The 22,048-nt window shown below is 73.0% G+C and carries 18 protein-coding genes and 1 pseudogene; 12 read left to right on the forward strand and 7 right to left on the reverse strand.

Going from position 1 to position 22,048, the window contains the following annotated elements:
• Nucleotides 1-317 precede the first annotated feature (317 nt).
• The 3 genes from ACFYPM_RS02205 to ACFYPM_RS02215 all read left to right on the forward strand — a co-directional run bounded on the left by ACFYPM_RS02205 (nucleotide 318) and on the right by ACFYPM_RS02215 (nucleotide 3,578).
• Nucleotides 318-2,189 carry a sigma-70 family RNA polymerase sigma factor gene (locus ACFYPM_RS02205; protein ID WP_387190301.1) on the forward strand — a complete coding sequence of 624 codons (1,872 nt, stop codon included), beginning with the start codon at nucleotides 318-320 and terminating at the stop codon, nucleotides 2,187-2,189.
• 14 nt (nucleotides 2,190-2,203) lie between these two features.
• On the forward strand, nucleotides 2,204-2,860 hold the full coding sequence (locus ACFYPM_RS02210; protein ID WP_387190303.1) for a DUF305 domain-containing protein: 657 nt from the start codon (nucleotides 2,204-2,206) through the stop codon (nucleotides 2,858-2,860).
• Between the two features lie 244 nt (nucleotides 2,861-3,104).
• The gene (locus ACFYPM_RS02215; protein ID WP_387190306.1) at nucleotides 3,105-3,578 is read left to right on the forward strand and encodes a hypothetical protein; all 474 of its coding nucleotides are present in this window, start codon (nucleotides 3,105-3,107) and stop codon (nucleotides 3,576-3,578) included.
• 22 nt (nucleotides 3,579-3,600) lie between these two features.
• On the opposite strand, the gene ACFYPM_RS02220 is transcribed toward ACFYPM_RS02215, so the two are convergent.
• Nucleotides 3,601-4,161, reverse strand: a complete 561-nt coding sequence (locus ACFYPM_RS02220; protein ID WP_387190308.1) for a GNAT family N-acetyltransferase — start codon at nucleotides 4,159-4,161, stop codon at nucleotides 3,601-3,603.
• 81 nt (nucleotides 4,162-4,242) lie between these two features.
• Here ACFYPM_RS02220 and ACFYPM_RS02225 point away from each other — a divergent pair, with 81 nt between their 5' ends.
• The 6 genes from ACFYPM_RS02225 (at nucleotide 4,243) to ACFYPM_RS02250 (ending at nucleotide 11,870) form a co-directional block, all read left to right on the forward strand.
• On the forward strand, nucleotides 4,243-4,953 hold the full coding sequence (locus ACFYPM_RS02225) for a siderophore-interacting protein (protein WP_387190311.1): 711 nt from the start codon (nucleotides 4,243-4,245) through the stop codon (nucleotides 4,951-4,953).
• Nucleotides 4,950-6,209, forward strand: a complete 1,260-nt coding sequence (locus ACFYPM_RS02230; RefSeq protein WP_387190313.1) for an MFS transporter — start codon at nucleotides 4,950-4,952, stop codon at nucleotides 6,207-6,209. The genes ACFYPM_RS02225 and ACFYPM_RS02230 overlap by 4 nt, the downstream gene beginning before the upstream one ends.
• Before the next feature lie 105 nt (nucleotides 6,210-6,314).
• Nucleotides 6,315-7,487, forward strand: coding sequence for an acetyl-CoA carboxylase biotin carboxylase subunit family protein (locus ACFYPM_RS02235; protein WP_387190315.1), 1,173 nt, complete (start codon nucleotides 6,315-6,317; stop codon nucleotides 7,485-7,487).
• A complete protein-coding gene (locus ACFYPM_RS02240) occupies nucleotides 7,484-9,109 on the forward strand; it encodes an IucA/IucC family protein (protein WP_387190318.1) in 1,626 nt (541 codons plus the stop codon). The genes ACFYPM_RS02235 and ACFYPM_RS02240 overlap by 4 nt, the downstream gene beginning before the upstream one ends.
• The gene (locus tag ACFYPM_RS02245) at nucleotides 9,106-10,704 is read left to right on the forward strand and encodes an IucA/IucC family protein (RefSeq protein WP_387190320.1); all 1,599 of its coding nucleotides are present in this window, start codon (nucleotides 9,106-9,108) and stop codon (nucleotides 10,702-10,704) included. Before ACFYPM_RS02240 ends, ACFYPM_RS02245 begins: the two co-directional genes overlap by 4 nt.
• On the forward strand, nucleotides 10,701-11,870 hold the full coding sequence (locus ACFYPM_RS02250; RefSeq protein ID WP_387190322.1) for an alanine racemase: 1,170 nt from the start codon (nucleotides 10,701-10,703) through the stop codon (nucleotides 11,868-11,870). Before ACFYPM_RS02245 ends, ACFYPM_RS02250 begins: the two co-directional genes overlap by 4 nt.
• 17 nt (nucleotides 11,871-11,887) lie before the next feature.
• Here the strand turns inward: ACFYPM_RS02250 and ACFYPM_RS02255 are convergent, their stop codons facing one another.
• The 3 genes from ACFYPM_RS02255 to ACFYPM_RS02265 are packed head-to-tail and all read right to left on the reverse strand — an operon-like array spanning nucleotide 11,888 to nucleotide 15,809.
• The gene (locus ACFYPM_RS02255) at nucleotides 11,888-12,580 is read right to left on the reverse strand and encodes a hypothetical protein (protein ID WP_387190324.1); all 693 of its coding nucleotides are present in this window, start codon (nucleotides 12,578-12,580) and stop codon (nucleotides 11,888-11,890) included.
• Nucleotides 12,577-14,097 (reverse strand): type VII secretion protein EccE, encoded by a 1,521-nt coding sequence (gene eccE / locus ACFYPM_RS02260; protein ID WP_387190327.1) that lies wholly within the window; start codon nucleotides 14,095-14,097, stop codon nucleotides 12,577-12,579. The genes ACFYPM_RS02255 and eccE overlap by 4 nt, the downstream gene beginning before the upstream one ends.
• Nucleotides 14,098-14,129: 32 nt before the next feature.
• Nucleotides 14,130-15,809 carry a right-handed parallel beta-helix repeat-containing protein gene (locus tag ACFYPM_RS02265; RefSeq protein WP_387190330.1) on the reverse strand — a complete coding sequence of 560 codons (1,680 nt, stop codon included), beginning with the start codon at nucleotides 15,807-15,809 and terminating at the stop codon, nucleotides 14,130-14,132.
• 179 nt (nucleotides 15,810-15,988) lie between these two features.
• On the opposite strand from ACFYPM_RS02265, the gene ACFYPM_RS02270 reads away from it, so the two are divergent.
• The 3 genes from ACFYPM_RS02270 to ACFYPM_RS02280 are packed head-to-tail and all read left to right on the forward strand — an operon-like array spanning nucleotide 15,989 to nucleotide 18,107.
• The gene (locus tag ACFYPM_RS02270) at nucleotides 15,989-16,372 is read left to right on the forward strand and encodes a YwqJ-related putative deaminase (RefSeq protein WP_387190333.1); all 384 of its coding nucleotides are present in this window, start codon (nucleotides 15,989-15,991) and stop codon (nucleotides 16,370-16,372) included.
• Nucleotides 16,369-16,854: an SUKH-3 domain-containing protein gene (locus ACFYPM_RS02275; protein WP_387190336.1), complete on the forward strand. Its 486-nt coding sequence runs from the start codon at nucleotides 16,369-16,371 to the stop codon at nucleotides 16,852-16,854. Before ACFYPM_RS02270 ends, ACFYPM_RS02275 begins: the two co-directional genes overlap by 4 nt.
• Complete coding sequence (locus ACFYPM_RS02280) at nucleotides 16,848-18,107, forward strand: SseB family protein (RefSeq protein WP_387190339.1); 1,260 nt, start codon at nucleotides 16,848-16,850, stop codon at nucleotides 18,105-18,107. The genes ACFYPM_RS02275 and ACFYPM_RS02280 overlap by 7 nt, the downstream gene beginning before the upstream one ends.
• Before the next feature lie 26 nt (nucleotides 18,108-18,133).
• Here the strand turns inward: ACFYPM_RS02280 and ACFYPM_RS02285 are convergent, their stop codons facing one another.
• The 3 genes and pseudogenes from ACFYPM_RS02285 to ACFYPM_RS02295 form a co-directional block, all read right to left on the reverse strand.
• Nucleotides 18,134-18,679, reverse strand: a complete 546-nt coding sequence (locus tag ACFYPM_RS02285) for a hypothetical protein (RefSeq protein ID WP_387190341.1) — start codon at nucleotides 18,677-18,679, stop codon at nucleotides 18,134-18,136.
• 254 nt (nucleotides 18,680-18,933) lie between these two features.
• Nucleotides 18,934-20,166, reverse strand: a pseudogene (mycP, locus tag ACFYPM_RS02290) (type VII secretion-associated serine protease mycosin); the annotation flags it as partial.
• A 101-nt stretch (nucleotides 20,167-20,267) separates the two neighbouring features.
• On the reverse strand, nucleotides 20,268-22,046 hold the full coding sequence (locus tag ACFYPM_RS02295) for a hypothetical protein (RefSeq protein WP_387190343.1): 1,779 nt from the start codon (nucleotides 22,044-22,046) through the stop codon (nucleotides 20,268-20,270).
• Between the last annotated feature and the right edge of the window lie 2 nt (nucleotides 22,047-22,048).

Below are 22,048 nucleotides of genomic sequence, written 5' to 3' on the forward strand. Positions count from 1 at the left end.
GCAGGATCCTGTCTTCGGTGAAGGAGTGGCGTCCGGGCCACGGGACGTCTCGTCCGGTGACCTCGTGACGGTTCGGCGCTTCGCAGCGGCGCCCGATCAGGGTGTCTCGTGCACGGGCAGACGCCCGGCGACACCGACACCCCGCACCATACCCGGCGCTGTCGATCCGCACCCGCCGCCGACGGACCCCGGTCGGGCCAACTCGCCGACGACGGAGAATTCTGTAATCCCACCTGCCGGTGCCAGTCTCCGAACGTGAGGGCGGTCAGCGCACACAGCGCGGGTCCGCGCGGATCAGCACCTGAGGAGTGACAGCCATGCCGTCAGCCGGTCGAGCACTACCCGATGTCGGGTTGGTCGTCGCGGCCCGACAGGGCGACCAGCGCGCCCTCGACGACGTCGTCGCGGCCTCGCTCCCGTTGGTCTACAACATCGTCGGGCGTGCGCTGCGCGGGCACGCCGACGTCGACGACGTGGTCCAGGAGACGTTGGTACGGGTGATCCGGCACCTGCCCGCGCTCAACGACCCGGCGGCGTACCGGTCCTGGCTGGTGGCGATCACCATCCGCCAGGTGCGCGACTGGGAACAGCGCCGACGTGTCGCGCTCAACCGTGACGCCGGGCTCGACGTGATCCACAACGTGCCCGACCCCGCTTCCGACTTCGCCGGCATGACCATCCTCCGGCTCGGCCTCACCGACCAACGACGTGAGGTCGCCGAGGCGACCCGCTGGCTCGACCCGGACGACCAGGAGTTGCTCTCGCTCTGGTGGCTGGAGGAGACCGGCGAGATCACCCGGAACGAGGTCACCGACGCGCTCAGCCTGTCGCCCGGACACGTCGCGGTGCGGATCCACCGGATGAAGGAGCAGATCCAGAGTGCCCGTGGCGTCGTCCGCGCACTGCGTGCCCGCCCTGGTTGTCCGGACCTGGAGGCCGTGACCGTCGACTGGGACGGCACCCCCAGCCCGTTGTGGCGCAAGCGCCTGGCCCGCCACGTCCGCGACTGCGCGTTCTGCGGGCGGTTGGGATCCACCCTGCTGCCGATCGACCGGCTGCTCGCCGGACTGCCGATGCTGCCGTTGCCGGCGGGTCTCAGCGCCCACCTGCCGAGCGCGGCGGTGCCTGCGGCCGGCGCACCGACCGTCGGGCACCACCCCCCGACGGCCGGGCCGGGTCCGGGCGGTGGTGTGCCCACCGATGCGGGCGGCGGCCCGAGCGCCGTCGACCTCGCGGTGAACCGGCCCCGTGGCCTGCTGCCCTCCCTCGCCGTCGGAGTGGCCGCGGCCGTTCTCGCCATCACCACGGTGGTGGTGATCCTGCCGGAGGATCCACCCGCACCCTCGTGGGCCGCACCGCCGTCCGCGGCGCCCACCGCCGTCGCCTCGCCGAGCGCCGCGCCGTCGCCGAGCGTACGACCCTCGTCGAAGGCTCCGGTCGCCCCGGCGGTCAGCGCCGCCCGCAAGGGCGTCGGGGTGTGGAACTTCGCCGGGGCCAGTCAGGCGCTGGCGAATTCGAAGGCCGGCTGGTACTACACGTGGGGCACCCAGCACCCGGGGATCAGTACGCCGCGGGGTGTGACGTTCGTGCCCATGATCCGTGGCGCGGAGAACGTCACCGCCGACGAGTTGGCCCGGGCGAAGGCGGCGGGGCCGGATCTGCTCACCTTCAACGAACCGGACCTGCCCGAGCAGGCGAACATGACAGTCGAGCAGGCGCTGGACCTGTGGCCGCAGCTGATGGCGACGGGCAGCAGGCTGGGCAGCCCGGCAGTGGCGTGGGGTGCGCCGGATCCGCAGGGTTGGCTGGACCGGTTCATGACCGGCGCCCAGGCCCGGGGTCACCGGGTGGACTTCATCACGCTGCACTGGTTCGGCGCGGACTTCGCGAGCGCCACCGCGGTCGACCAACTCCGGCAGTACCTGCAGGCTGTCTATCAGCGATACCAGAAACCGATCTGGCTGACCGAGTTCGCCCTGATCCGCTTCGACGGGGGCCGTCAACAGTTCCCGAGTCAGGAGCAGCAGGCGGCCTTCCTCACCGCGGCCACCGCCATGCTCGGTCGGCTGTCCTACGTGCAGCGGTACGCCTGGTTCGGCCTGCCCGCCACCGACCAGGACCGATCCGGGTTGTTCAGCGACGGCACCCGGGCGACAGTCGTCGGCCGCGCGTTCCAAGCCGCCCGGTGAGCTGGGGCGAACGGATGGACGAGCACCAGATCGGCGGCGAACGCCCCAGGCCCACCGTCCACGCCCGGCGGATCGTCGGCGTCGCCGTGACGCTGGTCGCGACGGCGCTGGCCGTCGGCCTGAGCCGGGATTGGGGCAGCGCCGACCACCCTCCCACCACCCCGTCGGCCGCTCCGGTGGCGACCGCGCCCGTGCTGCTCAACGGCACCGATGACGCCTTCATCCAACTGCTGATCCCGATGAACGAGGGCGCGCTCGCGTTGATCGACCACCTCGACAGCCGGCCGGCAGGGGCGGACCCGTCGCTGCGGGCACTCCTCGACGACGTCCGGGAGGCGCATCGGGCGGAGTTGCGGGATCTCCGGGGGCTGCTGGCCGCGGGCAACGTTCCGGAGCTGAACATCCACGAGGGGCATCAGATGCCCGGCATGGTCACCGACGTCAGTCTCGCCGAGGTGCGCGAAGCGCCGGACGCCGAGGTGTCGTCCCGGGCGGCTGCGCTGCTCCGAGCGCACCTCGCGCAGACCGTGGTGCTGTGCCGGGGTGAACAGACCGCCGGGGGGAGCCCCGAGGTGAAGGCGCTCGCCGGTCGGATCCAGCAGGCGCGGGCCGCCGAGCTGACCGCCCTGGACGGTCGGCCCGGTGCGGCCCAGGCCGCACCGGTCGGCTGAGTGACGCCCACCGGGCCGGCCGATGCCGGCAGCTGACCTCCGGGCCGACATCCCCTCGTCGCGGACGTCCCGTCCCGCTCACCGCGCCGGCACATCGGACATCTCCCACCCGGCCCGGCGTGCGACGCACCGTACCCGCAGAACGTCACCGCCCGGCGCGTCCGCCTCGACACCGACGGCGGGTTGGCGCGGTGGCCATCGTCGCGCGGCCGGGCGCGCCGCCGTCACCGCGTCGATCCTGACGGTGAGCGTCGGGTGGCTGCTCGCGATCCTCGCCGCGCCACACGTCACCCCCTCCCCGGATTGGCGGATGGTTGCTCTCTTCTGCCACCTGACCTGTCTCGTGGTGGGCTTCGGGGCGGTGCTGACGGTGGACTGGTTCAGCCTCCGGTGGCTGCTGCGCCGGGAACCGCTCGGCACCGTGCTGACCGCCGCACGAGGCGCGCACCCGCTCATCTGGCTGGGCCTGGTGGGTCTGCTCGCCAGCGGCGCCGCCCTGGGTCCGGACACGTCGTCCGGGCTGGTCTGGGTCAAGCTGCTCGCGGTGCTGGTGGTCAGCGTCAACGGGCTGTTCCTCGGCCGGGTCCGGGACCGGCTCGCCGCCGTGGACGGTCGCCCACCCTGGTCCGCCCTGCTCCCCGGCGTCGTCGCCGCCACCCTCTCCCAGATCGGCTGGTGGACCGCCACCCTCGTCGGCTTCTGGAACGCCAACAGCTGACGCCCACCGTCCGCCGTGGTGATCAGGCGGGCGTCGGGTGCCTTGCCTCGAACCGGTCGCGCGTCAGGAACGCGAGCTGGGCACGCTTGTCCGGCATGTCGATCTCCGAGTCGAAGGTGAAGCCCTCGATCTCCAGCCGGCGCAGGGCGAGGTGGTTACGGACGTCCGGCTCGACGACGATCCGCTGGGCGGCCGGGTCGCGGAACAGGAAGCGGGCAAGGGCCGGCCCGACGGCGTTGGTGCGGCCGCCGGCGATCCGCCGGTCGGGGCTGAGCAGCAGGTGCATGCCGATGTCACCGGGCTGCACGCGGTAGCGCTCGCCGACCGGGTCCGCCTCGGGCTGGTAGGTCTGGAAGAGGCCGATCGGCGCCGCGTCAACCGTGATCAGGTACGCGTGGTGCGTCGGCAGGGTGTCCACGAAGGCGTAGATGTCGCGGACCTCGTCAAGGGTGTGTGAGCCCATGCCCCAGAAGGAGTTGCGGGGTCGGGTGACCCAGTCGTGCAGGAGGGCGGCATGCCGGTCGGGGTCCACGGTCAGCAACGACAACTCACCGAGACCGGCGACTTTTCCCAGGTGTGTCATCGGGCGCTGTCCTCTGTTCCATCCGGGGCGCGACTTAGGTTAACCTCCCCTAACCAAGGATGACCTTACCTGGAGGGGTGCGTGAAACGGAACTGGGAGGCCCTGGTCCTCAAGGCCATGGGCGGCCGGGACTTTCGGTTGACCGTGCTGGGCACCGAGTCGGTCGACGGGCACTATCAGCGGCTGCTCCTCGACGGGGGTGGCCTGCTGGAGGCGTGCGGGGTGCACCCCACGATGTGGATCCGGCTGTGGTTCGACAACGACGGGCGGGCCCACCAGCGTGCGTACACGCTTGTCGACCCCGACCCGGCCACCGGTCGGTTCACGCTCGAATTCGCCGTCCACGACGGCTGCGCCGCCCGCTGGGCCACCACGGCCCAGGTCGGCGACACCATCACCGCGACGGTCCAGGGCAGCGCGTTCGAGCTGCCCGACCCCGCGCCGGACCACCTCTACCTGGTCGGCGACGCCGCGTCGCTACCCGCGGTGAACAGCCTGCTCGACGCCGGCGCCGACATCCCGGCCACGGTCTGGCTGGAGTACGCCCACGAGGGCGAGAAGGCACTCGCGCTGCGGACCCGCGAGCACCACGACGTCACCTGGGTGCCTCGGCGCGACGATGGTCAACACCTCGTCGAAACGGTGTGCGCGGCTCTGCCGGCCAGCGGCGCGGCGCACTACTGGGTGGCCTGCGAGGCCGCCAGCACCCGTGGCATCACCCGGCACATCCGGCGGACGCTGGGCGTCGACAAGGACCGGTTGACCTCCCTCGGCTACTGGAAAGCCGCATGAGGGGCCGGCTCGGCACGCTGACCGCGCTGTACGTCACCCAGTACCTCGGCGTCGGCTTCATCACCGTCGGGCTGACCGCCATCCTGCGCGACGGCGGCACCTCACTGGACACCCTGGCGTTGTTGCAGATCGTCGGTCTGATCTGGCCCATCAAGTTCCTCTGGGCGCCGATCCTCGACCGCTACGGTTCGCGGCACCGTGGCCACTACCGGTCCTGGTTGCTCGTGCTCCAGAGCGCCCTGGTGCTCGCTCTGCTGGCGCTGCTGCCGTTCACCGACCCAGCCAACGCGCTCGGGCCGATCGTCGCGATCTGCGCCGCGTACGTCTTCTTCTCCGCCACCCAGGACATCGCGGTGGACGCCGTGGCCGTCCGGATGCTCGCCGAGTCGGCCCGGGGCACCGGCAACGGCATCCAGGTCGCGGCCAGCTACCTCGGCAACCTGCTCGGCGGCGGCGCCTGCGTCCTGGTCTACGACCGGTTCGGCTGGGCACCGGCGATCGGCCTGCTGGTCGCGATGACGGCGGTCGGCCTGCTGGTCGTGTGGCGGTTCCGGGAGCCTCCGCGGACCGACCGGGTGGCCCGGGTGGGCACGGCCTACCGGGCGTTGCTGTCGGTGTTCAGCCAGCCGGGCTGCCGGTGGTGGACCTTCGGTGTGGTGCCGCTGGTCTACGTCGGCGCGGGAATGGCGTACTCCCTGGTGACGCCGGCCCTGGTCGACGCGGGCTGGTCGTTGGGTCGGATCGGCGTCGTCACGGGCGTGGTGACGAGCGCTCCGGCCATCGTGGCGGGCCTGGTCGCGGGGTTCGGGGTCAGTCGCTTCGGGCGCAGCGGCGTGCTGGTGGTCGGCGGTGTGACCCTCACGGTGTCGACGTTGCTGTTGTTGCCGCTGATGAACGGCCGTGCGCCGGTGGCGGGCACGGTGGCCGCGCTCTGCTGCTTCATGGTGGCCTACACCGTCGCCAACGTCGTGCTCTACACGGTCAACATGGACTACTCGCGACCCGACACCGGCGGCACCGACTTCACCGTCCTGTCGTCGTTCGGCCTGATCTGCTCGTTCGTGGCGGGGTCCGTCGGCCTCGCGGCCGCCGCGCGGGTTGGCTACCCGGCGGTCGCGGTCGCGGCCATCGTGCTGGTGGCCGCCGGCGTCGCGCTGGGCCTCGCGCACCAGCGGCGATTCCCGCACCAGCCGGGTCCCGTCGCCGACCCGGCGGCGGCACAGCCGACGACGGAGGCTGTGCGGGCGGTGGCGTGACCGCAATGTGTGGTCCATCTCGGCCAGGTTGGACAGACCGCACCATATCCGTCTAATAAGGGTAGGCTACCCTAATCATGGCATCGGGTAGTCGACGGAGGCGGTATGAGGATCTTTCTGACCGCGCTCAATCCCACCGACGCCGTCCTGGAAGGGTTCCTCCCGGCGGCGGCGTCGCTGGGGCTGTCGGCCACGGTGCTGACCGACCGGCCCGCGGAATGGCCCGCTTACGCGGCGGTGACGCGCTGCGCGGTTCGGGACGCGGCAGCGGTGGTCGCGGCGACGGCACCGATCCGACCGGTGGCGCTACTGTCCAACAGCGACCATCTCCAGGAGGCCACCGCGATCGCCGCCCGAAAGCTCGGCCTGCCCGGCAAGGACCCGGACGCTGCCCGTCTCTGCAAGGACAAGGCGGCGGCCCGACGGGCGATCGCGGCCGCCGGCCTTGATCTGGTCCGCACCGTCACGGTCGACCCCGGAACCGCGCCGGAGGTGCCGGCCGGGATGTTCCCCGCGGTGGTCAAACCCCGCGAGGGGGTGGCCAGCGAGGACGCGTACCTGGTGGTCGACCGGACCGAGCTGGTCGCCCGGGTCGCCGAGATCCGGGGCCGGCGGCCGGAGGTGGCCCTGGTGGTGGAGGAGTATCTCGCCGGAGAGCTGCGGACCTTCGAAACCCTCGGTGACGGCACGGATCTCGCCGCCATCGGCGGGTGGGCGACCGGCCTCGGCCCGCCGCCCACCTTCACCGAGGAGAGCCTTGCCTGGTCACCCCCGACCGAGCCGGCGTGCGCCCAACTGCGGGCCTGCCTCGACGCGCTCGGGGTCGGCTTCGGCGCCTGCCACACCGAGTACGTCGTCTCCGGCGACGGCCGGGTCCGTCTCATCGAGGTGAACTACCGCCTCATCGGCGACCGGATGGACCTGATCCTCGCCGAACTGCTCGGCGTGCCGTTGTTCGAACACGTCATCCGGCTGCACCTCGGCGAGCCGGTGGCCGCCCTGGGTCTGCCCGCCACCGTCGACAGGTACGCCGAGGTCGAGTACGTCTGCGCGGACCGGACGGGCCGGCTCACCGCCGCGCCGGGCCCGCTGGACACCGGGGACGGCGAGGTCCGGCTGGGCTGCCGACCGCTGCGCGCGGTGGGCCGCTTCGCCGAGCACACCGGCACGAACCGCGACTACCTTGCCGTGCTGCACGCCGTCGGCCCGGACCGGGCCAGCGTCCGGACGTCGCTGGCCGCCTTCCGCGGCGACCTCCAGTGGACGATCGTCGAGTGAGCGACGACTGCGAGCGGGAGGTGTTCACCCGGGTGCTCGACGCCCTGCTGCGTGAGGACCACCTCGGTCTGTTCAGCACCGGCCGCCCGGCCGGGCCGGACTGGTGGCAGGCGCCGCACCCCGCCGGCCTGCTGCGCATCCCGGTGCGGGTGGACGGCTTCCAGCAGGCCCTGCGCAGCGCCGCTCCGACGGTGCTGGTGCTGGCCGACGGCACCACCCACCGGACGGACACCCTGGCCGGGCTGTTGACGTTGCTCGCCCCCCGGGACGACGCCGAGGCGGCGGCCGGCTGGCGGGACTTCAGCGCCGAGTGCCGCGCCGACCTGCGGGCCCGCCGGCTCGCGGCCCGGCACCGACCACGGGTCTTCGCGGAGGTGGCCGCCGCGCGCCCGAGCACCCCGACCGGTCTGCCGGCGGCCCTCCTGGACGACGTACTCGCCGCCCACCAGGGCCACCCCGTCTACCCCACCGACAGGTGCCGGCACGGTCTCGACGACGACGAACTTCTCCGGTACGCCCCGGAGCACGCCCCGCGTTTCGCGCTGCGCTGGTACGCCGTCCCCGCCGAGGACGTCCGGCTCACCGGTGAACTCCCGTCCTGGTGGCCACGCGCCCGACGACCGGACCAGCTGTTGCTGCCGGCCCACCCGATCACCGCGGAACGCGACGCCCTACCGGTCACGGACCTGCCGGCGATCACCGTACGGCCCACCCTCTCCATGCGGACGGTGGCGCTCGACCACGACCCGTACCTGCACCTCAAGCTGCCGCTGCCGACCGCGAGCCTCGGCGCCCGCAACCGCCGTACGCTGCGCCCGGACTCGCTCGCCGACGGCGCGGCCGTCGCCGCGTTGCTCGGCCGGATCGCCACCGCCGAAGCCACCTTCGCCGGGCGGATCCGGCACGTCGACGAGAGCACCTGGGCGCACGTCGGGGGCGACGAGCGGCGCAGCTTCCTGCTCCGCAGATTCCCGGGTGACCTGGCCGGCGTGCACGTGGTGCCGGTCGCGGCCCTCGCCGCACCCGACCCGGTCGCCGGCACGGTCCTCGAACGGATCAGCCCCGATCGGCCCGGCGCACTGCTGGAGTCCTACCTGGACCTGCTGCTCGACTGGCACGTCTTTCTCTGGCTCCGGCACGGGATCGCGCTGGAGGCGCACCCGCAGAACATCCACCTGCTGGTGCACCCCGACGGCACGGTCGGCCTGCTCTACAAGGACAACGACGGCGCCCGCCTCGACGCGCGGCACGGCGGACCGGGTGGGCTCACCCTCGACGACGACCGGATGTGGGCACGCGACCCGCAGGAGCTGGCGGACGTGTTCATCACCATCACCCTGCACCTGGCCGCCGCCGCACCCCTGCTCGCGCTGGCCGCCCGCGGACTGCCCGTGCCCTCACCCGCCGAGGCGCTGGCACCCCGGCTCGCCGCCGCCCGCGACCGGTGGGGTGACGGACCAGCGGCGCGAACCTTCACCGACCGGGTCCTGCGGGCCGCCCACCTGCCCATCAAGGCGATGCTCACCGCCGGCACCCTGCTGCCCAAACAGCGGCTGGGCTGCGCCGACATCAACAAGTACTACCGGCGTACCGGCCCGAACTACCTCCGGGAGACACGATGACGAGCGCCCAGTTGCGCTCCCGCCCGGCCACCGAGACCGGTCAGCTCGCCGACCTGGCCACCGCCCACGCCGTCTTCGGTTGTCTGGTCCGCGAACTCGCCACGCTGGACGGCGGTCCGACAATTGTCGAGGGTGCCGCGCATCAGCTGCTGCGGCACCTCGACGTCACGCTGCGCTGCGAGGTCGCGCGACACTCGTCGCTCGGGGCGCACCGCTACGCCGGTCCGGTGCAGCGGTGGACCGACAGCGGACGGTGGGTCGACCTGGACGCGGACGGGCTGGCCAGCCTGGTCGCCGCGGAACTCACCACCCGCACCGGCCTGACCAACGACGAGTTCGTCGAGCAGGTCCAGGCCAGCCGGGACACCGTGGCCCGGCTGCTGGCCGACCGCCCGGCCGAGGACCCGACGCCGACCGGCGAGCCGGCCATCGACGCGTACGTCGACTCCGAACAGTCACTTGTCTTCGGTCACCCGCACCACCCCACCCCGAAGTGGCGCAGCGGTGACCCGGAGAGCTGGCGGGCGTACGCCCCGGAGTTGCGCACCTCGTTCCGGCTGCACTGGCTCGCCGTACCGGATGACCTGGCCGTCGGCGCCGGGCCGTTCGACGCGCTCGTGGCCGCCCTCGACCCGCCCCGACCCCCGCGCGGGCACCGCGTCCTGCCGGTGCACCCCTGGCAGCTCTCCCTGCTCCCGCCCACCCACCCCCGGCTGCGAGACCTGGGAGAGGCCGGTGTGCCGGTGCGGCCGACGGCGAGCGTGCGAACCCTCTACGCCCCGGCGGCCGACCTGTTCGTCAAGACCAGCCTGCACGTACGGATCACCAACTGCCTGCGCAAGAACGCCCGCTACGAACTCACCGGTGCGGTGGCCCTGACCGACCTGCTGGCGCGGGTGCCGATGCCGGACGGGGTCGGGCTGCTCACCGAACCCGCCTACCGCACGGTCGACGTACCCGGCCCGGACGAGGCGTACGGGACGATCCTGCGCACCGGCCTGCGCCCGCACCTGCGTCCGGGAGACACCCCGGTGCTGGCGGCGGCGCTGGCCACCACGCCACTGGTGACACCCGATCCGGTGGCCTGGTGGCGGGCGTACCTCGGACTGTTGGTGCCGGCGGTGCTGCGCTGCTGGCTCAGCCACGGCGTCGTGCACGAGGCACACCTGCAGAACGTGGTCGTCGTGCTCGACCGCGACCGCCACCCGGTCCGCATGCTGCTGCGTGACCTGGAGGGGGTGAAACTCGACGCCGACCGGTGGGCGACCTGGCCGGACGGCGTTCCCGCGCAGGTCCGCTACCCTCGGGTGGACGCCCGCCGACGGATCGTCTACTGCCTGTTCGTCAATCACCTCGGTGGCATCTGCGGGGCGCTCGCCGACGCGCGACCGGGCCTCGAACGGCGGCTGTGGCAGGAGTTGCGAGCCGTCGTCGAGGCGGTCGCTGCCGACCTCGACGATCCACCCGAGCTACGCGCGCTGCTCAACGGTGAGCCGCTGCTGGCAAAGGCGAACCTGCTGGTCCGGTGGCGGCGCGACGCGGACCGGGCCGCGCCGTTCGTGTCGGTGCCCAACCCGCTGGGTGGGCCACGGTGACCCGACCCGTCTACGTCCACGACCTCGACGCGCTGGCCACGCAGGCCCGGGCCATCCGGACGGCGCTGCCCCGGCCGGTCGAGTTGCTCTACGCGGTCAAGGCCAACCCGGACCCCGGTGTGCTGCGTACCCTCGCCCCGGTCATCGACGGGTTCGAGGCCGCGAGCCGCGGCGAGCTGCGCAGACTGGCCGAGGTGCTGCCGGGACGGGCGCCCGCCGCGTACGCCGGGCCGGGCAAGACCGGCGCGGACCTGGCCGCCGCCCTCGCCGCCGGGGTGCGCCGCGTCCACGTCGAATCGCCCGCCGAGCTTCGGCGACTCGGCGCGCTGGCCACCGCCTCGGGCACCACGGCCCAGGTGCTGCTGCGGGTCAACCTGCCGGTCGACGCGCCCGGCGCGAGCCTGGTGATGGGCGGCGGACCCAGCCCGTTCGGCATGGACCCGGCCGACGCGGTCGAGTGCGCCCGCCACCCGCCCGCCGGCATCGACGTACGCGGGATCCACGCCCACCTGGCCAGCGGGCTGGACGCGTCCCTCGCCGGTGCGGTCGCCGCCGCCGTGGTCGAGTGGGCGGTCACCGAGGTCGGTGCCGCCGAGGTCGACGTCGGCGGGGGCATGGCCGTCGACTACACCGACCCGGCCGCGCGATTCGACTGGGTGGGTTACGGCCGGGCACTGACCGACGTCCTCGACGCGTACCCGGGGGTGCGGCTGCGCATCGAGCCGGGCCGGTCGGTCACCGCGTACTGCGGGGCGTACCTCACCGAGGTCATCGACGTGAAGCGCTCCTACGGCGAGTGGTTCGTGGTGGTGGCCGGGGGCACCCACCACCTGCGGACGCCGGCGGCGAAGGGGCACCCGCAGCCCTTCACCGTGCACCCGCGGCACGGCCTCGACGGCCCGCGTACCGACGGGGGACCGGTCACCGTGGTCGGGCAGCTCTGCACCCCGAAGGACGTGCTGTCCTCCTCGGCCACCGCCGGGCCGATCGGCGTGGGCGACGTGCTGGCCTTCGCGATGGCCGGGGCGTACGCCTGGAACATCAGCCACCGCGACTTCCTGCTGCACGAGCCACCGCTGTTCCGTACCGGTGACCCGCAGAAACTGGCCGCCGAGTGGGCGGCCCGACCGCTGCGGGAACGACACCAGGAGCCGGCCGACGGCTGAGCGTGGCGGCCGGACGATCAGCCGGCGCGGGCGACGGGACCGATCAACTGGTGTTCGGTGGGAGTCATGCTGAGCATGACCCACTGCACCTTGCCCTTGGTGATCAGGCCGATCATCTCCGGGTGCAGCTGGGTGAACCAGCTCTGCACGCTCACCAGCCCCAACGCGTTCGCCGCCGTCGCCGCCTCCGCCCCGGTCAGCCGCTGGAGCACCACGATGTCACTGCGGACCAGCACATCGACGTCGTAGCCACTCAGATCGTCGCGCACCACCAGGGTGGCCCGCCACGGCGCGCTGAGGCCCGTGTCGGTGGCGGTCACCGGGCCGGTGTCGATCACGACGAGCTGCGGCTCGGTCGGCGTGGCCGCGGTCGGCGGCGGGACGCCCGGCGGAAGGAACGAGGCGATCTCCCGGCCGATGACGCAGCGCCGCAGGAAGGCGTCCCACTCCTGCTCGCGGGCGGTCTGAATGAACAGCCGGGCGCCGATCCCGAGGGCACGGAAGGCGATCAGCTCGGCGCAGCGTACGCCGCCGGTCAGCATCAGCCGCGTCGGTTCGGCGCGGAACAGGCGCAGCCCCACCGGCTCCTGCTGCCGGTTGCGACCGACGACGAGGCCGCCGCCCCCGGCGACCACGTGCAGGCCACCGACCGAGGCGGTGTCCGTCCGGTGCAACCCCATCCGGCTGCCGGGGAAGGCGACGCTCTTCACCGCAGGAAACCTCCGAGCGGTAGCGTGGCGGCCACGCCGTGCGCGTGCTCACCATCAAGTCGTTGCAGGCGTCCGCCATGGCGGCGGATCGCGTCGTGCAGGGCCTGGTCGGCGGCGCCCAGTGCGGCCGGATCGGCACCCAGCAGGCGGAAGGCCACCTCCACGGCGAGGTCGTCGCCTTCCGGCCGGGTGGCTGCGATCGACACCACGCTGGCGGCGGCGGGGAGCCCTCGCAGCAACGAATCGACCTCCCACGGCTCGTGGGGCCAGTCCAGCAGCCGGTGGCAGCTCTGCTGCGCGCCCCGGGTCGACCAGGCCCGCCAGGTCTCCCGGGCCAGCATCTGGTCACCCGCCCCGCCGGTCGCCCCACCGGTCAGGTGGGTGAGGGTGGTGACGGCGACGAGCACCTCGTCCCGGTTGAGCATCCGCGCGGCCACCCGCTCCTGCCGCAACTGCCGCCGGGTCCGCCGGATCACCGCGAGCAGCGTCGGGCGCAGGTCGTGGTCGGCGTGGAAATCGGGGGTCCGCGCCGTCTGGAGCACCACCCATGCCTGCCGGCTGGCGGGCACCTCACCGTTCGTCAGTTCCCGGTACGCCCGGTTGACCGCCGCCGCGCCGGAGCGGGCACGTGGTGCCGGCGTCACCTGGATCAGCAACTGCACCACCACCGGCGGTGCCTTCTCGTCGACGGCAGGTAGGAGTGCGGCGGGAGACGGCAGTGCCTGCGGAGCGCTCATCAGCAGGGCACCCTCGGTCGGGTCGACCTCGAAGATGGCGCTCAGCCCGCCCCGGTGGGTCAGCAGCACGGCCGGCTGGTCGTCGATCTCGACGGCCTCCAACTCGACACCGTGCTCCAGGTGGGTCAACAGGCGCAGGGCCGGCTCCGCATCGGTGCCGGTGAGCTGCCGGCGCCGCCCCCGGAAGCCCCACCACACCGGAATCCACTCGTGCAACCACCGGCCCCGGAACCGGATCACCGTCGGGGCGAGCAGCAGCAGCGCCACGACAGCCACCGCGGCGGTGAGCGGCACGCCGTGCGGGGTGACGGTGAGCACCGCCGCCGCCCCTACCTGCCACGCCAGCAGTTGGGCGACGTTCACGCCACCGACCCGGAGCCCGCGGTGGAACGGTCGCACCCTCCGGGTGGCTGCTGCTGCGGCTGCGGCGGTGGCGGTGGTCGCGGCGATGGCCGGGTCGTCAGCGGCGGCAGAGGGAGCCGCAGCAGTCCTCGCGGCCGGCGCGACGCTTGTCGTCTGCGCGGCCGTCGCGGCCCGTGCTCCGGCGGCCACCTGGGTGGTGTACGTGGTCCCGGTCGCCGCCCGGCCCTGCCCGCGCTGCGCCGTCTGGGCCTGCCCCGGGCCGCTGCCCGCCCAGCTCACCGTCGGCGGGGGCGCTGGTACGCCGGCCTGCTGCGGTGCTCCCACCCGTTGCCCGGGTGGCACCTGCTGCGCCGGTGGGGCACCCGGATGGTGCTGCCAACCCGGTTCACCCGGCCGTGCCGCACCCGGATACGTCACCGCACGTCCCTCCTCACCTGGGCCGGCACCGCTCAGCGACCAATCGCGGCACGGATGTCGGGCACCGTCACGGTCCGCAGCTCGTCGAGGCTGGGGCGCTGACCGGACTGGCGCAGCCGCTGCGCCTGCGCCTTGCGTACGCCCTCGAAGAGCTTGCGGGCCTCCCGGGCGTTGCCGAAGTTCTGGTCCCGCTCGATGGTGGCGAAGTGCGCCTGGAGCAGCTCGGCGACCCCGTCGGCGAGCAGGTACTCGTCGCCGCCGGCCATCCGCTCCACGATGACGACCAACTGCTCGGGGCTGTAGTTGCCGAACTCGATGGTCTTGGCGAAACGGGAGGCGAGACCCGGGTTCGCGTCGAGGAACTGAAGCATCTCCCCGGTGTAGCCGGCGGCGATGACGGCGATCTCGTCGCGATGGTCCTCCATCAGCTTGACCAACGTGTCGATGGCCTCCTGGCCGAAGTCGCCGCCACTGCCGAACGACCGGGAGAGGGTGTACGCCTCGTCGACGAAGAGCACCCCGCCCCGGGCCGAGTCGAACGCCGCGGCCGTCTTCTCCGCCGTGTGGCCGAGGTACTGGCCGACGAGGTCACGCCGGGACACCTCCCGGAAAGCCCCGCCGGGCAGTGCGCCGAGCGCTGCCAGCAGCTCGCCGTAGATCCGGGCCACTGTGGTCTTACCGGTGCCGGGCGCACCCGCGAAGATCAGGTGGTGGCTGACCGCGCCGACCGGCAGGCCGGCGCTGCGCCGCCACTCGTTCACCTGGATCTCGTCGATGACCCCACGCACCTCTTCCTTCACCGACTCGAGGCCGACCATGGCCGCAAGGTCGGCGAGCAGCTTCTCGGCGCGTTTGGTGTCCTGCTGGGTGCTGGCCTGCGCCGCCTCGGTCCCGAAGGTGGCCCGCCGGCCGGTGGCGCCCTCCACTATGGTCGGCGTGGCGCCATCGGCCACGTCGATCGCCGGCTGCGCGGTGTTCTCGGTGGTGCACTCCTCGACCGTGCCGTGGCAGCCACGGGCAAAGGAGACGGCCGGGCCGCGGGTGTCGCGGATCCGGCACCGGCGCAGCACGGGGGCGCTCTGCTGCGCCACCGCGACGCCAGCGTGCCCGGTATGGGAGATGTCGCAGGCCTCGATGGTCGGCCGGGCGTACTGGTAGACGTAGATGCCCCGGCTGCCGCAGCGGGTGATCGTGCTGGTGCGGATCGTCGGTGCGGCGCCGATCCGGAGGATGATGCCGTCCTCGCTGAGGTCGCTGAACTCGCACCCGTCCACGGTGCCGTCGGAATCCTCGACGACGAGCCCGTAGCGGGCGCCGTTGACCCGGCAGCGGGTCAACGTGAACTCAGACCGGCTGGCCACCGAGACGGCCGGGCCGAAGCCGGCGCTCAACTCGCACCCGGTCATGCTGAGCGTCGCCCGGTCCACGGCCACGACAGGTGCGTCTCCGGCCTTGAGGACCAGATCACGCAGCTCCAGGCGGCCGGCGTTGCAGGACACCGTGGGGTACGCCCCGGACGAGGCGTCGATGGTGACGGTGCCGGCGCCCTGTGCGGCGACGATGGTTATCGCGCGGTCGTTGACGAACAACGCCTCGTAGTAGGTGCCGGGGTTGACCGAGACGACGGCGTCGTCGTCCGCCACCGTGAGCGCGTCACCGATGGTGGGGTATGCGCCGGGCTGGTCCGGGGAGACGAGAAGGGTGCGCGTCATGGCTCCGGCTTCATACGGCAGCGGAAGGGTTACGCCGACGATATCCCAGGCGGTCGACACGGGGGGAGCCCCCGTGGTCGCGACCGGCACTCGTGCACGATGGCGGGGCCGATCGATGCGGCGGCGGGCCGTTAGGCTCGGGTTCGCACGCAGTGCCGGAACCAGGAGCGGGAGGACCGATGGCGGAAACCCGGATGTTGCCGCTCGCCGCGGGTGCGTTGCTGGTCGACGGAACCGTCCACACGCACACGTCGGTCCGCGGTGACCTCGCACCCGACCTGCACCCGGTGATCCGGCGGTTCCTGCACGAACTGCCGACCGGGCAGCGGGAGCGGTTCGCCGGCTGGTGCGCCGAGGTCGTGCTGCTCTCCGACCGGCTCTACGCGGCCGAGGCCGACGGCGGGCCGATCAGCTCGGCCCGGGCCCGCGCGCTGCTGTGGGGGGCAAAGGTGCGGGTGACCCGGGTCCGGGAGGAGGGCGATCCCCGCCACGGCGAGGTGCAGCAGCCCTGCCGCTCGTGCGCGGCGCTGCTGGACTGGTGTGGCGTGGAGGCGCTGGTATGAACGACCGCTTCCCACCCCTGGTGGCCGAGACACTTGAGGTCGCCGGCTGGGTTCCGGGTCGCCGCGACGACGACCGGGCGCGGCAGTGGGCGCTGCGGCTGGCGGCCACCGCCGCGCCGGACGGACGGCAGCACACCGTCGTCCGGGCCGCGGTGGAGACGTACGCCGAGTTCGGCGGCCTGCTGGTGCGCCCGCAGGGCGACGGCGAACAGATCGCGCCCAGCCCCTTCCACCTGGATCCGTTCCTGGTAGGCCAGTCGGTGGACACCCTCGCCGCGCTCGCCGCGGCGATCGGGGCGCCGCTCACACCGATCGGCGAGGAGGGCGACGGCACCGGCATCCTCGCGATCGACGATCAGGGGCGGGTGTTCGTGCTGGACCACGGCGGTGACTGGTTCCTCGGCGAGCATGTCGACGAGGCGATCAGCGCGCTGGTGCTGGGCCGGCAGCCCCGCCGGATACGCCAGGACGGCACGTGGTGACCGACTGGCGGCCGGCGACGCCGACCGAGGGCGCGCTGCTGGCCGCCGCCGAGGCCGCGGACCGGGACACGCTCCTGGCGACGCTGGCCGGCGCTCCGCTGCTGCTGCCGGTGTCACCGGAGGCGGCGGCCGGCCGCGCGCCGATGGCCTGGCCGACGGGCCGGCACGACGGGCTGACCCACGTCATCGCGTTCACCTCACCCGAGGCGATCGCCGCCTGCCTGCCCGGCCAGTCGGTCAGCTACCGCGCCCTCAGCGTCCAGGACCTGGCAAGCGGCTGGCCGGACGACGACTGGCTGCTCGCGGTCGACGCCGGGCTGCCGATCGGCGTGCAGGTCACCGCCGGTGAGCTGCACGTGATCGCCGGTCCCGCTCTCGAGGCAGAGCGTGACCTGCGCGACGCGATCGCCGGGCAGGATCCGGACGCCCTGATGGCGGCGCTGCTCCGTACGGAGCTGCTGGTGCCGCTGCGGCCTGGGGGGTCCGAGTCGAGGGACCTGTCCGACCCGGACTTTCCGTGGTTGTGCCTCTCGGACGAGCAGGGGCAGCCCTGCCTGCCGGTCTTCACCGCCGAGGTGCGGCTGCGACAGGCCCTCGGCGACCTCGACCTGGTCGCGGTCAGCAGCCTCCACCTGGCCGAGCAGTGGCCGGACCCGTCGTGGCAGCTCCTGCTCAACCCCGACACCCCGCTGGCGGCGACGCTGCCCGGCGAGGCCGTGCAAACCCTCCGTGACTGGCTCGGTCAGCTCCGACGGGTGGTCACCGACGCAGCCGAGGGGGAACGCCAGCACCTGGAGACGGCCGCGTACGCCGAGCCGGCCACGGTGGGCGTACCGGCGCAGCGGACGGCGCCGGACGAGGACGACGAGCCCGATCCGGACCCGGACCTGCCGGTACGGCTGCAGCTGGTGATTCCGCACCGGTACCTGCCGTCCTACCTCGACGATGGTTACCAGCGGGCCGCCGGGCTGGTGCACGCCTGGGCCGGCCCGGGCCGGGACACCCCCGCCCGGCTCTACCGGCGCCTCGGCCTGCTCGGCGAGGGCTCGCCGTTCGCGGAGTCCGACGAGTGGGCTGCCGTGCTGCGGTGGGATCCCAACCAGGACACGCCCGAGGACTGGGGGCGCGGCCAGCCGCGAATGGAGTCACTTGTCGTGCCGGACGGGACGGGCCTGCACTGCCTGCACCACGACGGCCGCGACGAGTTGCTGGCCCGCTTCGACGCGGCCAGCGGGCGCTGGCTGCCGACCTGACCGCGGAGCGGCCTCCACGCCGGTGGTCAGCGTCGGTTGCCGGCGAACCAGTCCTTGGCCTGCCGACTCTTGAGCAGGACGAGCGCCGCCCCGGCGAGCCCGCCCACGACCAGGGGCGTGACCATCGTCGGCTGGAAGTCGAGTTTGCCCGTCGCGAGTAGGCCGACCAGGAAGACGACGAAGAGCCCGAAAGTGAAACTGGCCGGCACCCGCAAACCCTCGGGACCCAGCCGGCGCCAGGTGAAGACCATCCCAAGCACCGTCATGAACACCAGCAGCAGGCAGAGCGCGAGGACCACCACGGCGAGGATGATGACCAAGAACACGCCGTCGCCCTCGGCCCTCATCATCGCCACGAAGAAGGCGATGCCCGCGACGAGCCAGGTGACGGCCACGGGGACCATCAGCAGGATCGCCGCGATCACCGCCGCCGGCCTCCGGGCGGTCGCGGGCGGTACCGGCACACCGGTCGGTCCGCCAGGCGGGGGTACGGCCCCCGACGGTGGCGGCATGGGGTTGGGTGGCGGCATGGAGCCGGGCGGCGGCACGGCACCGGGGGGGAGGGTCGACATCTCGTCTCCGTCGGTCGTCAGGTGCCCGGCCGACGCCAGCCGGCCTCGCCGGTCGGCTCCGTCGGGTGGGTCGACTGCCCGCCCGGCGGCGGCATGCCCGGGGCTGGTGCCGGAGGCTGTGGTGCGGGTGGGTACGGCGTTCCGCTGGTTGGCAGGTGTGGTGCGGGTGGGTACGGCGTACCGCTGGTTGGCAGGTGTGGTGCGGGTGGGTACGGCGTACCGCTGGTTGGCAGGTGTGGTGCGGGTGGGTACGGCGTTCCGCTGGTTGGCAGGTGTGGTGCGGGCGGGTACGGCATACCGGCTGCGGTGGCCGCACCGACCGGCGTGGGGACCTCGGCCGGGGATGCCGCGGTCCGCTTGCGGCGCCGCCGCCGGATCAGCACCACCGCCGTCGCCACGAGCCCGAGGACGACGAGTATGAGTGCCAACTGGAGCACCAAGGTGCCGTATCTATTGCCCGACTCCCTTGAGGACGCGGGGGCCAGGGTCGGGTCGACCTCGGGCTCCTCGGCCGCCTGGCTACGACTGTTACGGCCGTCCGGCTCACCGGTCAGCGCCTGGCGCAGGTCGAGTAGCCCCCAACCGTAGTCGGCGTCATGACCCGGCTTGCCGGCGTCCTTGCTGGTCTCCATCATCCGCTTGAACAGGTCGTACGACTTGAGGTTCGGGTACTTCGCCTTGACCAGGGCGACCGCGCCGGAGACGATCGCGGTGGCGGAACTGCTCCCGCCGGCCATCTTGTACCCCCCGTTGCGCTCCGCGGCGTACAGGTCGTCAGCGGGCGCGGCGAGGTCGGTCTCCTCGGCCGGAATATGGGCGATTTTGCTCAGTTGCCCGTTGCGGTCGGTGCCGGTCACCGCGATCGCGCCGGGGTGGTTGGCCGGGCTGCCGATGATCACGTCCTTCTCGTTGCCGACGCCGGCGACGACGATCACCCTCTTCTGGTACGCCCGCTTGACCGCTCTGTCGAGGTCGGCGTTGTTGGAGCTGCTCAGCGAGACGTTGATGACGTCGGCGCCGTGATCCACTGCCCAGTCGATCCCGGCCGCGATCGCCACCGGCTCGATGATCGACACGCCCTCGCGACCCTGTACGGTCACCGGCAGGATCTTGGCCTTCGGTGCGACGCCGAGCACGCCCTCGCTGCCACCCGAGCCGTGCCCGTGCCCGGCGATCAGGGACGCCACCGCGGTGCCGTGCCCGTTCCGGTCCTCATGTCCCTTGCTCTTGTCGTCGTAGAAGTCCACGCCGGGAAGCATGTTGTTCTTCAGGTCCGGGTGGCTGGCGTCCACACCGGTGTCGACGACCGCGACGGTGATGCCCTCGCCCTGGGTGATCTTGTGCATCTCGGTCAGCTCAAGGGCGTCGATGTACCAGGCGTCCTTGCGGTCCACGGCGTGTGCCGGTGCCACCGGAACGACCAGGGCAGCCAGGACGCTCAGCGTCAGTGCGGCCACTGCGGACGCCGGACGGGGAACGAGGCGCATCTGCGCGTACCTTCCTCTGTGGGCCGTCGAGCGGCCGGTTGGACGGTCACCGCATGGTACGGGCCGGCCACCCTTGGTGTGGTGACCGGCCCGTCCGTGTGTCAACCCTGACCGAGCGCCTTACCCTGCTGCTGCGGCCGGTGCTCCGTCGGTGCCTCGATGGTGCCGACCGCGGCCGGGTCGGTGGTCCAGAGCTCGTCGTCGCCCTCGCCGTACTCCCAGGTCTCCTGCTCGTCCTCCGCCCGGCGCGCCCCGGCGCGGGGGCCGGGGACGGCCGGGCCGCCCCGGCGACCGCCGAGCGACGGCGCCGGCCCGGTGGTGGGAGCCGGACGCGCCGCGCCGCGACCGGTGAGATCCGGCCGGGCGCCCTTGCCGGGGGTGAGCGGGCCACCGGCACGAGTGCCGCCGGTGCCCGGCGTGGCCGGACGGGCCGCACCCGGCGGCATCGCGGGACGGCCGGTGGTCGGGGAGCCGCCGCGCTGGCCGCCGAGGCTCGGCGGTGGCGACGCCGGTCGGCCCGGAGTGCCTCCCGGGCGCTTGGGACCGGCGGTACTGCCCGGCAGGCGCGGACTGGCCGGTGGGGTCGAACGATTACCGAGCCCTGGCGCGCCGGGCCGCGATCCGCCCGGCCGGCCGGCACCGGTGTTGCCGGGCAGGGTGGGTCGGTTCGGCGCGGCGCCCTTCCCCGGGCTCCCGCCCGGGCTGCCGCCACCGCCGGGCAGGGTGGGTCGCCCAGGCGCGGCACCGCGCCTGGGCGGGCTTCCGCCGGGGTTGCTGGCACCGGGCAGGGTCGGTCGGCTCGGTGCCGGGCCGCGGGAGCCCGGGGTGGGACCGCCGGCTCCCGGCAGCGTGGTGCGGGGGGTGCCGGGCCGACCGGCGGTGTTCGGCGCGTTCGGACGTGGGCCGCCCAGGCCGCCCGGCAGCACCGGCGTCGGCGGGGGCGGAGCCCCCGGCGTGCCGGTGACCGGCGGCGCCACGGGCGGCGGCCCCGGCGGCGGAGGGGCGGTCACGGTGCCGGCGAGCCCCACCCCGTCAGGCAGGCCGGCCGGCGGAGGCGTTGGGGTCGGCAGGGCGCTCCCGTCGGGCCGGCTCGGCGCGTCGGGCCGGTTGGGCGCGTCCGGCCGGATCCGCCCGTCAGCGGTCATGTTGACTGCCGCCGGGCCCGGCCCGACCGGTCCCTTCGGCCGACCTGGCCGCGGGATCGTGGACGGGTCGATGACAACCGCGTTCGTCGGCCCCTTGTAGGTGCCGCCGCGGGAGATGTTCGAGATGTAGACGTCGATGTAGAGGTCCGCGAGCGGCTTGACGATGTTCTTCGCCCGCTCGTGGAAATCTTTCTGCACCTCAGTGATTGTTTTGGGGTTGTTCAAACCGAAGGCGTCGCCCAGCGAGGTGACCTCGCTATCCTCCTTGCGCAACCGGGCTTGGTTCTCCTGTTCGGCCTTGTATTCCAGCCAGAGCTTGCGCATCTCGGTCTGCGTCGTCTCGATCTTGCCGGCGATCTGGTCGAGGCCGCTGGCCGTCTTGTCGGCGACCTCTTTCCACTCGTCGAGCGAGTGGAGGGCCGCGCCGACCTTGCTCATGAAGACCCGGCCCGCCGGCGACCGCCACTTGGCGTCCAGCGCGTCGGCGTGCCGCTTGAGGCTTTCCCGAGTGGTCTGCAACAGAACGCTTGTCCGCCGCCAGGTCTCGACGAGGCCGCGGGTGCGCTCGTCGCTCTCCTTGCGGGCCTGCTCCCACATTTCCTCGATAGTGAGCCCATCCCAGGATGTGGGATCATATGGTGCGGCCCCGGCGGCCCGATCCGCGGCGTAGTCGTCCGGGACGCCGGTGTAACCCGGGGTGTAGCTCGGCGTCCATCCGTAGTAGTTGTCGCTCATCC

It is taken from the genome of Micromonospora sp. NPDC005203 (genome assembly GCF_042872705.1).
Taxonomy (GTDB): Bacteria; Actinomycetota; Actinomycetes; order Mycobacteriales; family Micromonosporaceae; genus Micromonospora.